The organism is Streptomyces sp. NPDC054932, from assembly GCF_053610205.1.
Genome location: NZ_JBSGXU010000095.1, coordinates 20023 through 30787 on the forward strand (window position 1 = coordinate 20023; position 10765 = coordinate 30787).

Annotated in this window: 9 protein-coding genes and 3 tRNA genes; 8 read left to right on the plus strand and 4 right to left on the minus strand. The window is 71.6% G+C overall.

The features are described 5' to 3' along the window. Positions 1-7: 7 nt before the first annotated feature. A complete protein-coding gene (gene hrpA, locus ACWGE1_RS24110) occupies positions 8-3931 on the minus strand; it encodes an ATP-dependent RNA helicase HrpA (RefSeq protein WP_453422561.1) in 3924 nt (1307 codons plus the stop codon). Between the two features lie 111 nt (positions 3932-4042). Here hrpA and ACWGE1_RS24115 point away from each other — a divergent pair, with 111 nt between their 5' ends. The 3 genes from ACWGE1_RS24115 to ACWGE1_RS24125 are packed head-to-tail and all read left to right on the plus strand — an operon-like array spanning position 4043 to position 6142. Beyond that, positions 4043-4504: a hypothetical protein gene (locus tag ACWGE1_RS24115; RefSeq protein ID WP_453422562.1), complete on the plus strand. Its 462-nt coding sequence runs from the start codon at positions 4043-4045 to the stop codon at positions 4502-4504. 55 nt (positions 4505-4559) lie between these two features. Continuing rightward, a complete protein-coding gene (locus ACWGE1_RS24120; RefSeq protein ID WP_453422563.1) occupies positions 4560-5291 on the plus strand; it encodes a DsbA family protein in 732 nt (243 codons plus the stop codon). Continuing rightward, positions 5288-6142: a cytochrome c biogenesis CcdA family protein gene (locus tag ACWGE1_RS24125; protein ID WP_453422564.1), complete on the plus strand. Its 855-nt coding sequence runs from the start codon at positions 5288-5290 to the stop codon at positions 6140-6142. Before ACWGE1_RS24120 ends, ACWGE1_RS24125 begins: the two co-directional genes overlap by 4 nt. Positions 6143-6180: 38 nt before the next feature. On the opposite strand, the gene ACWGE1_RS24130 is transcribed toward ACWGE1_RS24125, so the two are convergent. The 3 genes from ACWGE1_RS24130 to ACWGE1_RS24140 form a co-directional block, all read right to left on the minus strand. Continuing rightward, a tRNA-Phe gene (locus ACWGE1_RS24130) sits at positions 6181-6257 on the minus strand. Positions 6258-6279: 22 nt separating this feature from the next. Next, positions 6280-6353: transfer RNA gene (locus ACWGE1_RS24135), tRNA-Asp, on the minus strand. Positions 6354-6392: 39 nt separating this feature from the next. Continuing rightward, positions 6393-6465: transfer RNA gene (locus tag ACWGE1_RS24140), tRNA-Glu, on the minus strand. Between the two features lie 128 nt (positions 6466-6593). Here ACWGE1_RS24140 and ACWGE1_RS24145 point away from each other — a divergent pair. The 5 genes from ACWGE1_RS24145 (at position 6594) to ACWGE1_RS24165 (ending at position 10738) form a co-directional block, all read left to right on the plus strand. Next, positions 6594-6944, plus strand: a complete 351-nt coding sequence (locus ACWGE1_RS24145; RefSeq protein WP_030726307.1) for a metallopeptidase family protein — start codon at positions 6594-6596, stop codon at positions 6942-6944. Next, positions 6941-7438, plus strand: a complete 498-nt coding sequence (locus tag ACWGE1_RS24150; RefSeq protein WP_453422565.1) for a FluC/FEX family fluoride channel — start codon at positions 6941-6943, stop codon at positions 7436-7438. Before ACWGE1_RS24145 ends, ACWGE1_RS24150 begins: the two co-directional genes overlap by 4 nt. Continuing rightward, positions 7435-7818: a fluoride efflux transporter CrcB gene (gene crcB / locus ACWGE1_RS24155; RefSeq protein WP_453422566.1), complete on the plus strand. Its 384-nt coding sequence runs from the start codon at positions 7435-7437 to the stop codon at positions 7816-7818. Before ACWGE1_RS24150 ends, crcB begins: the two co-directional genes overlap by 4 nt. Positions 7819-7916: 98 nt before the next feature. Then, the gene (locus ACWGE1_RS24160) at positions 7917-8453 is read left to right on the plus strand and encodes a hypothetical protein (RefSeq protein ID WP_453422567.1); all 537 of its coding nucleotides are present in this window, start codon (positions 7917-7919) and stop codon (positions 8451-8453) included. 308 nt (positions 8454-8761) lie between these two features. After that, positions 8762-10738 carry a DEAD/DEAH box helicase gene (locus tag ACWGE1_RS24165; RefSeq protein ID WP_453422568.1) on the plus strand — a complete coding sequence of 659 codons (1977 nt, stop codon included), beginning with the start codon at positions 8762-8764 and terminating at the stop codon, positions 10736-10738. The last annotated feature ends 27 nt before the right edge of the window (positions 10739-10765 follow it).

Consider the following 10765-nt stretch of genomic DNA (forward strand, 5'->3'; position numbering starts at 1 on the left):
GCGCCGGTCACGGCGCCGCCGCATCCACCGCCTTCACGATCCGCTTGTCGGAGATCGGGTACGCCGTCCCGAGCGCGTGCGCGAAGTAACTGACGCGCAGTTCCTCGATCATCCAGCGGATGTCGGTGACCGTGGACGGGACCGGCCGCCCCTTCGGCAACTGCTCCAGCAGCCAGGCGTACTCGTCCTGCATCTCGTGGACCTTCTCCATGCGCGTGGTGTCGCGCTGGACGCCCGTGGGCATCTGCTGGAGCCGCCGGTCCACCGCCACCAGGTAGCGCATCAGGTCCCCCAGCCGGCGCAGCCCCGTGAGCGTCACGAAGCCGGCCGGCATGAGGGCCGCCAGCTGCGTCTTGACGTCCTGGATGTTCGCGACCAGGGCCAGGCTGCCGGTCGCCTTCAGCCGGCGCTCACAGGCCTGCCAGGCGGCCAGCACCTGCTGCACCTGGCTCACCGTACGCACGGTGGTGTCCACCAGGTCGGCGCGGACGGCCTCGTAGAGCTTCCGGAAGCCCGCCTCGTCCCACGCCGGGCCGCCGTGGTCGGCGATCAGCCTGTCGGTCGCCGCGGTCGCGCAGTCGTCGAAGAGCGCCTGGATGGAGCCGTGCGGGTTCCGGGACAGGGCCAGCTTCTGCTGGTTGCTCAGGTGGTCCGAGGCGAACTTCGCCGGGTTCACCGGGATGTTCAGCAGGATGAGCCGCCGGGTGCCCAGCCACATCGCCTGCTGCTGCTCGGCCTCGGTGTCGAAGAGCCGTACGGAGACGGTCGCGCCCTCGTCGACCAGCGCCGGGTAGGCCTTCACCGGCTGGCCGGCCCGCCGGGTCTCGAAGACCTTGGTCAGCGTGCCGATTGTCCAGTCGGTCAGCCCGGTGCGCTCCACCGACTCCCCGCCCGCCCGCTCGGCGGTGGCCGCGGCGGCCTTGGAGAGCGCCTGGCGGGCCTTCGGCTTCAGCCTCAGCCGCAGGGCCTCCAGGTCCTTGTCCTCGGCGAGGTTCTTGCGGCGCTCGTCGATGATCCGGAAGGTGATCTTCAGGTGGTCGGGGATCCGGGTGAGGTCGAAGTCCTCGGCCGAGACCGGGACCCCGACCATCCGCTGGAGCTCGCGCGCCAGCGTGACCGGCAGCGGCTCCTGCAGGGGCACCGCAGTGTCCAGGAAGCGGCCGGCGTAGTTCGGCGCGGGCACGTAGTGCCGGCGGATCGGCTTCGGCAGCGAGCGGATCAGCTCGGTGACGACCTCCTCCCGCAGACCCGGGATCTGCCAGTCGAAGCCCTCGTCGGTGACCTGGTTCAGCACCTGGAGCGGGATGTGGACGGTCACGCCGTCGGCGTCCGCGCCCGGCTCGAACTGGTAGGTCACCCGGAACTTCAGCTGCCCCTGCCGCCAGGAGTCCGGGTAGTCGGCCTTGGTGACCCCGGCCGCCTTCTCGGTCAGCAGCATTTCCCGCTCGAAGTCGAGGAGTTCGGGCTCCTCGCGCTTCTTGTGCTTCCACCAGGAGTCGAAGTGCGCCCCGGAGACGACGTGGGCGGGGATCTTCTGGTCGTAGAAGTCGAAGAGGGTCTCGTCGTCCACCACGATGTCGCGGCGCCGGGCCCGGTTCTCCAGCTCCTCCACCTCGGTGAGGAGCTTGCGGTTGTCGGCGTAGAACTTGTGGTGCGTGCGCCAGTCGCCCTCGACGAGCGCGTTGCGGATGAACAGCTCGCGCGAGACCTCGGGATCGATGCGGCCGTAGTTGATCTTCCGCTGGGCGACGATCGGTACGCCGTACAGCGTGACCTTCTCGTACGCCATCACGGCCGCCTGGTCCTTCTCCCAGTGCGGCTCGCTGTACGTGCGCTTGATCAGGTGCTGGGCCAGCGGCTCCACCCACTCGGGCTCCACCTTGGCGTTCACCCGGGCCCACAGCCGCGAGGTCTCCACCAGCTCGGCCGACATCACGAACTTCGGCTGCTTCTTGAAGAGCGAGGAGCCCGGGAAGATCGCGAACTTGGCGCTGCGGGCACCGAGGTACTCGTTCTTGTCGGTGTCCTTGAGCCCGATGTGGGACAGCAGACCGGCCAGCAGCGAGACGTGGATGACCTGCTCGGGGGCATCGGCCTCGTTGACGTGGATGCCCATGCTCTTGGCGACCGTGCGCAGCTGGGAGTAGATGTCCTGCCACTCGCGGATCCGCAGGAAGTTCAGGTACTCCTGCTTGCACATGCGGCGGAACGAGGACGAGCCGCGCTCCTTCTGCTGCTCGCGCACGTAGCGCCACATGTTCAGGAACGAGAGGAAGTCGCTGGTCTCGTCCTTGAAGCGGGCGTGGTTCTGGTCGGCCTGGGTCTGCTTGTCCGAGGGGCGCTCGCGCGGGTCCTGGATGGACAGGGCCGCCGCGATGACCATGACCTCGCGGACGCAGTTGTTCTTGTCGGCCTCGATGACCATGCGGGCCAGGCGCGGGTCCACCGGGAGCTGCGAGAGCTGGCGGCCCATCTGCGTCAGGCGCTTCTTCGGATCCTTCTCGGCCGGGTCCAGCGCGCCGAGTTCCTGGAGGAGCTGTACGCCGTCGCGGATGTTGCGGTGGTCCGGCGGGTCGATGAAGGGGAACTTCTCGATCTCGCCCAGGCCCGCGGCGGTCATCTGGAGGATGACGGAGGCCAGGTTCGTGCGCAGGATCTCGGCGTCGGTGAACTCGGGACGGGCGTTGAAGTCGTCCTCGGAGTACAGCCGGATGCAGATGCCGTCGGAGGTACGGCCGCAGCGGCCCTTGCGCTGGTTGGCGCTGGCCTGCGAGATCCGCTCGATGGGCAGGCGCTGGACCTTGGTGCGGTGGCTGTAGCGGGAGATCCGGGCGGTGCCCGGGTCGATCACGTACTTGATGCCCGGGACGGTCAGGGAGGTCTCGGCGACGTTCGTGGCGAGGACGATCCGGCGGCCCGTGTGCTGCTGGAAGACGCGGTGCTGCTCGGCGTGCGAGAGGCGCGCATATAGGGGGAGAACCTCGGTGAAGCGCAGGTTCCGTTTGTTCAGGGCATCCGCCGTGTCACGGATCTCGCGCTCGCCCGAGAGGAAGACCAGGATGTCGCCCGGCCCCTCCGACTGGAGCTCGTCGACGGCCTCGCAGATGGCCGTGATCTGGTCGCGGTCGCTGTCGTCGCCCTCCTCCTCCAGCAGCGGCCGGTAGCGGACCTCCACCGGATACGTCCGCCCGCTGACCTCGACGATCGGCGCCTCGCCGAAGTGCCGGGAGAAGCGCTCGGGGTCGATGGTCGCCGAGGTGATGACGACCTTGAGGTCGGGACGCTTCGGCAGCAGCGTGGCCAGGTAGCCCAGCAGGAAGTCGATGTTCAGCGACCGCTCGTGGGCCTCGTCGATGATGATCGTGTCGTAGGCGCGCAGCTCGCGGTCGGTCTGGATCTCGGCGAGCAGGATGCCGTCCGTCATCAGCTTCACGAAGGTCGCGTCCTGGTCCACCTGGTCGGTGAAGCGGACCTTCCAGCCGACGGTCTGCCCGATCTCGGACTTCAGCTCCTCGGCGATGCGCTCCGCGACCGTGCGGGCGGCGATCCGGCGGGGCTGGGTGTGCCCGATCATGCCGCGGACGCCGCGGCCCAGCTCCATGCAGATCTTGGGGATCTGCGTGGTCTTGCCGGACCCGGTCTCGCCCGCGACGATCACGACCTGGTGGTCGCGTATCGCCTCGGCGATCTCGTCCTTCTTCTGGCTGACGGGCAGGTTCTCGGGATACGTGACCTCCGGCATCCGCGAGGCACGGCCGGCCAGCCGCCCGGCGGCCTTGGAGGCCTCCGCGGCGATCTCGTCGAGCACGGCCTGCTTGGCCTCGGGCTTGCGGATACGGCGGGCGCCTTCGAGGCGGCGGCCGAGGCGGTGCGCGTCACGGAGGGAGATCTCACCGAGAAGCGTCTGCAGGGCGGCGAAGGAAGTAGACATACCTGATCGAGGATCTCACCTGCGCCCTCCGGGTGGCGAACGCATTTGTCGGGTGGACCCGTACCATTTCGGGACGAGTCCGTCGGTCGTACGAGTGAGAGGCAGCCCACCTTGTCCCGCCTCCGCCTCTTCGGCTGCGCCGTGCTCGCGGTACTGGCGGTGCTGCTGGGCGCGGCCGCCCCTGCCGCGGCCGGTCCGGGCACGACCCCCGCGGTCCCGGCGGCGACCGCCGTTCCCCGGGCAGGAATGCTCCCCGGCCCGGCCGCGGACACGTTCACGGGCACGTCCACGGACCCGTCCGTGGGCACCTTCGCCGACCCGGCCGCGGGCCCGGCCGCGGCGGCACCGGCCGGTACCGGCCACCGGGGTCCGGCCTGCGCCCCGCACGCCCCCGGCGACGGGGGCGTCCCCGCCGTCCCGGCCCGCGCCAAGAGCGAGCACGCCCAGGTGCCGCCGGCCCGGGCGGCGCCCGAGGAGGCCGCCCCGACCGCGGCGACGGCCGTACGGTTCCCCGTACGCGACCCCGGCCGCCCGGCGCCCGACCGGCTGGAGCTGTGCGTGATGCGGGTCTAGACCGACCGGTCACCCCACCGGTCCGTCCCACCACCCGCAGCACTGGAGCACCCGCATGCCCTCGTCCAAGACCTCCACGAAGCCCCTGCTGATCTCCGCCGGGGTCGCCCTCGCCGCGATCACCCTCGGCATCGTCTCCTGGCAGGCCACCGCCCCCGCCGGGACCGGTTCCTCCGACTCCGGGTCCGGCTCCGGCGCCGTGGCCGCGCCCCGGACCGACCCCGCCGCCGAGCTCAAGGCGCTGGCCCGCCGCGAGGCCGGCGACAAGCTCGCCGTCGGCCGCGCCGACGCGCCCGTCGTGCTCATCGAGTACTCCGACTTCAAGTGCGGCTACTGCGCCAAGTTCGCCCGGGACACCGAGCCCGAACTGGTGAAGAAGTACGTCGCCGACGGCACCCTGCGCATCGAGTGGCGCAACTTCCCGATCTTCGGCGCCGAATCCGAGGCCGCCGCCAAGGCCGCCTGGGCGGCCGGGCAGCAGGACCGCTTCGACGCCTTCCACGCCGCGGCGTACGCCGGCGGCTCGAAGGAGAAGGGCTTCGCCGAGCCCCGCCTCGTGGAGCTGGCCCGCGAGGCCGGGGTCCCCGACCTGGAGCGCTTCAAGGCGGACATGGCCGGCGAGCAGGCCGCGGCGGCCCTGAAGAAGGACCAGGAGGAGGGCTACCGCATCGGCGTCACCTCCACCCCGTCGTTCCTCCTCAACGGCAGGCCGATCGCCGGGGCCCAGCCGCTCGACACCTTCACGGCGGCCATCGCCAGGGCGAAGGCGGAGGCGGCGAAGCAGTGACCGACATCGGATACCTGGCCGCCCTGCTGGGCGGCCTCCTCGCGCTGCTCAGCCCGTGCAGCGCGCTGCTGCTCCCGGCCTTCTTCGCGTACTCCATCGACTCCACCTCGCGGCTCCTGGCACGCACCGGGATCTTCTACGCGGGCCTCGCGAGCACCCTCGTACCGCTCGGGGCGGCCGGCTCCTACGCCGGGCGGTTCTTCCACGGCAACCGCGACGGGCTCGTCCTGGCCGGCGGCTGGCTGATCATCGCGCTGGGCCTCGCGCAGATCCTGGGCCTCGGCTTCGCCCCGAAGCGGCTCTCGGAGCTGTCGGGCCGGATCCGGCCGACCACCGCCCTGTCGGTGTACGCGCTCGGTGCGGTCTACGGGCTGGCCGGCTTCTGCGCCGGCCCGATCCTGGGCAGCGTCCTGACGGTCGCCGCGGTCAGCGGCAGCCCCGTCTACGGCGGCCTGCTGCTCGCGGTCTACGCCCTGGGGATGGCCGTGCCGCTGTTCCTGCTGGCCCTGCTCTGGGAGCGGTTCGAGCTGGGCCGGCGGCGCTGGCTGCGCGGTCGGGCCCTCACGGTGGGCCGCTTCGAGCTGCACACCACCTCGCTGCTGTCCGGGCTGTTCTTCATCACCCTGGGCGCGCTGTTCCTCGCGTACGACGGGGCGAGCGCACTGCCCGGGCTGCTGGACGTGGACGACTCGTTCGCGGTGGAGCAGTGGGTCGGCTCGGTGGCGGACGCGGTCCCGGACTGGGCGCTGCTCGGGCTGGTCGCCGCCGGGGCGGCGGCCGTCGGCGTCGTGCACTGGCGCCGCAGCGAGCGGCAGCGCGAGCGGACGGTGGCCGAGGCCGAGGGAGAGTAACCACAGAAGGCCCCGTCCGATGGACGGGGCCTTCTGGATGGTGGCTGGGGCCGGGGTCGAACCGGCGACCTATCGCTTTTCAGGCGATCGCTCGTACCAACTGAGCTACCCAGCCACGAAACCGTTTCCGGCTTCAGCGATCCTGACGGGACTTGAACCCGCGACCTCCACCTTGACAGGGTGGCGAGCTAACCAACTGCTCCACAGGACCTTGCAGTGTGCGAGAACAAGTCTTGCACACGGTAATGCGTACCCCCAACGGGATTCGAACCCGTGCTACCGCCTTGAAAGGGCGGCGTCCTGGGCCACTAGACGATGAGGGCTAAAGGCCCGCCGGGCACTTCTTCAGCGCGTCGGGGACGTGAGAAGCATATGGGATCCGGGGAGCTATCGCCAAAACGGTTTCTCCCCCGCAAGCCGGAGGGGCCCCCGCCGGAGCGACAATGGCCGGGTGCTGGAGATGACGCGCGAGGAGTTCGAAGAGCTCGTCGCAGAGGCCCTGGACCGGATCCCGCCGGAGCTGACGCGGCTGATGGACAACGTGGCGGTGTTCGTCGAGGACGAACCGCCCGCCGACGACCCCGAGCTGCTCGGGCTCTACGAGGGCACCCCGCTGACGGACCGCGGCGAGTGGTACGCCGGGGTGCTGCCGGACCGGATCACCATCTACCGCAATCCCACGTTGCGGATGTGCGAGGACCGGGAGAGCGTGGTCGCGGAGACGGAGGTCACCGTGGTGCACGAGATCGCCCACCACTTCGGGATCGACGACGACCGGCTGCACGCGCTGGGGTACGGGTGACCCGACCGGTCCCGGGCGACGGGGCGGCGGAGGCGATCGATCCGGACGTCGACCTGCACGTCCCCGCGCAGCGCACCGAGCCGCAGGGCCGGGTGCTCGCGGCGGTGGCGGCCGGCGGCGCGATCGGCGGGGCGGCGCGGTACGGGATCTCCCTGTTGTGGCCCGCCGGGCCCGGGGCCTTCCCCTGGGCGACCCTGTGGATCAACACCTCCGGCTGCGCCCTGATCGGCGTACTCATGGTGCTGATCAGCGAGGGCGGCCGGACGGCTCCGCACCCGCTGCTCCGGCCCTTCGCCGGGGTCGGTGTGCTCGGCGGCTTCACCACCTTCTCCACCTACGCGGTGGACGTCTCGCGGCTCCTGGACGAGGAGGAGGCGGGGACCGCGCTGGCGTACGCCGGGCTCACGGTGGCGGCGGCGCTGGGCGCGGTGTGGGCGGCGGCCTCGGCGGCCCGGCTCGCGGTCGGGGCCCGGGGGCGCGGGGGCGCCCGGTGAACTGGCTGCTCGTGGTGGTGGGCGCGATGGTCGGCGCGCCGCTGCGCTACCTGATGGACCGTGCGGTGCAGGCGCGGCTGGACGGGCCGGACGCCGTGTTCCCCTGGGGCACCTTCGTGGTCAACGCGACCGCCTGCCTGGTGCTCGGGACGCTGGCCGGGGCGGCGCTGACCGGGGCCGCCTCCGCGCGGCTGCAGCTGCTGCTGGGGGCCGGGCTGTGCGGGGCGCTGAGCACGTACTCGACGTTCTCGTACGAGACCCTGCGGCTGGCCGAGCGCGGGCACCGGTTCCTGGCCGCGGCGAACGTGGTGATGTCGGTGCTGGTCGGGCTGGGCGCGGTGCACCTCGGCTCGCAGGTGGCGCGGCAGCTCTTCGCCTGAGGTGTTCGGCCGAGGGCGTGTCCCTTACGGGTCAAAGGGAGTTGGGCACATTGACCCGCTCATGCGGAAAGTTCACCCTCAGGCTCCGGAGGTGCCCCGTGCGCCAGTTGTCCGCTTCCCTCCGACTGGCCGTCACCGCGCTCGCGGTCGCGGCGACGGCCGGCTGCATGAGCGTCGGTGAGGACGCGGCGAAGCCCGGGCCCTCCGCCCCCGGTGACCGCCGCAGCGGTGCCGAGGCGGGCGCCGGGACCGTCACGGGGCGGGGCTCCGGGGTCCGCGGCAACGGGCACGGCGCGAAGGACGCCACGGGGAACCAGGACGGCAGGCCCAAGGAGGACGGCAAGGCCTCCGGCGCGACAGGGGCCTCGCCGAGCCCGGGCGCGCCGAGCGGTCAGCCGGGGGTGCCCGCGCCGTCGGCGGGACCGGGCGGCGGCGCGGGCGGACAGGGCCCGCAGGAACCCACCACGGGCGGGTCGGGCGGCGGACCCGGCGGTCCGGGCGGATCGGCCGGCGGGCAGCAGTCGGCGAGCCCGACCCCGGCGCCCCCCGCCACGACTCCCCCTGTGACGGAACCCACGCCGGAGCCGCCGACTCCGCAGCCGGAGCCCACCACCCAGCCGGCCCCCGAGCTGTAGGCCCGGCGGGCATCCGGCCGGTCCGGCGGGGCCGGTCCGGTGGTCGCCCCGGGGAGACGTTTTCGCAGGTCGGGGACGTTTCTGCAGGAGCGACTTGCCAGACCCCGGGGAGGGTGCGTATGGTTATAGATCGTTTGATCCCATTGCCCGGCGCCGAATCCGAAGAGCGCCGTGTGGCGCGTACTCTCCCTAGCCGTGGCTGACCGCATTGAGGCGGTCGATTTGCGATTCACGGAGTTTGGGCGCGTGCCGAGACTCCGGAAGGTTTCGCATTTCGCATGTCCATTTCCAGCTCTGACCGTTCCGTCATGCCCGAGAACGACTCCAACGAGATGATCGACGCCGAGGCCCTCGTGGTCACCGAGGCGATCGAGGCCGCTGAGGCCGACGAGATCATCGAGGCTCTTGAGGCCGACGTGAACACCGACGAGTCCTTCGAGGACTCGACCACCGACTTCGACGACGCCGACGCCGAGCCCTCGATCACCTTCGGCGACCTCGGTCTGCCCGAGGGCGTCGTGCGCAAGCTCGCGCAGAACGGCGTCACCACCCCCTTCCCGATCCAGGCCGCGACCATCCCGGACGCCCTGGCCGGCAAGGACATCCTCGGCCGTGGCCGTACCGGCTCCGGCAAGACCCTCTCCTTCGGTCTGCCGACCCTGGCCACCCTGGCCGGCGGTCACACCGAGAAGAAGAAGCCCCGCGCCATCATCCTCACGCCGACCCGTGAGCTCGCGATGCAGGTCGCGGACGCGCTCCAGCCCTACGGCGACGTGCTCGGCCTGAAGATGAAGGTCGTCTGCGGCGGCACCTCCATGAGCAACCAGATCTACGCCCTGGAGCGCGGTGTCGACGTCCTCGTCGCCACCCCCGGCCGTCTGCGCGACATCATCAACCGTGGCGCCTGCTCCCTGGAGAACGTCCAGGTCGCGGTTCTCGACGAGGCCGACCAGATGGCCGACCTGGGCTTCCTGCCCGAGGTCACCGAGCTGCTCGACCAGATCCCCGGCGGCGGCCAGCGCATGCTCTTCTCCGCCACCATGGAGAACGAGATCGGCACCCTGGTCAAGCGCTACCTGTCCAACCCCGTCACGCACGAGGTCGACAGCGCGCAGGGCAACGTCACGACCATGACGCACCACGTCCTCGTCGTGAAGCCGAAGGACAAGGCGCCGGTCACGGCCGCCATCGCCGCCCGCAAGGGCCGCACCATCATCTTCGTCCGCACCCAGCTGGGCGCCGACCGCATCGCCGAGCAGCTCGTCGAGGCCGGCGTGAAGGCCGACGCGCTGCACGGCGGCATGACGCAGGGTGCCCGTACCCGCGTCCTCGCCGACTTCAAGGACGGCTACGTCAACGCGCTCGTCGCCACCGACGTCGCCGCCCGCGGCATCCACGTCGACGGCATCGACCTGGTCCTGAACGTGGACCCGGCCGGCGACCACAAGGACTACCTGCACCGCTCGGGCCGTACCGCCCGTGCCGGCAAGTCCGGTGTCGTGGTCTCCCTCGCGCTGCCGCACCAGCGCCGCCAGATCTTCCGCCTGATGGAGGACGCGGGCGTCGACGCCTCGCGTCACATCGTCCAGGGCGCCGGCGCCTTCGAGCCGGAGGTCGCCGAGATCACCGGTGCCCGTTCGCTGACCGAGGTCCAGGCCGACTCCGCGAACAACGCTGCCAAGCAGGCCGAGCGCGAGGTCGCCGAGCTGACCAAGCAGCTGGAGCGCCTGACCCGCCGCGCCGGCGAGCTGCGCGAGGAGGCCGACCGCCTCGTCGCCCGCTCCGCCCGTGAGCGTGGCGAGGACCCGGAGGCCGCTGTCGCCGAGGTGGCCGAGGCCGCCGAGGCCGAGGTCGCGGCTGCTGCCGCCGCCGCTGCCGCCGAGCTGGCCGCGCAGGAGCGCCGCGAGGAGCAGCGCACCCAGCGCGACGACCGCGGCAACTTCGAGCGTCGTGACAACCGTGGTGGCGACCGCGGCGGCTTCCGTCGTGACGACCGCGGTGACCGCGGTGGCCGTCCGTCCGGTGGCTTCAACCGCGACGACCGCTCCTCGGGCGGCTTCAACCGCGACGACCGTCCGTCCGGTGGCTTCCGCTCCGGCGGCGGCGACCGCCCGTTCAACCGCGACCGTCGCGACGACCGTCCGTCCGGTGGCTTCCGCTCCGGCGGCGGCGACCGCCCGTACGGCCGCCGTGACGACCACCGTCCGTCCGGCTCCGGCTCCGGTTCCACCGGCGGCTTCGGCGGCCGCCGCGACGACAAGCCGCGCTGGAAGCGCAACGGCTGATCGCAGCTGAGCTGAACCCCTGAGAGC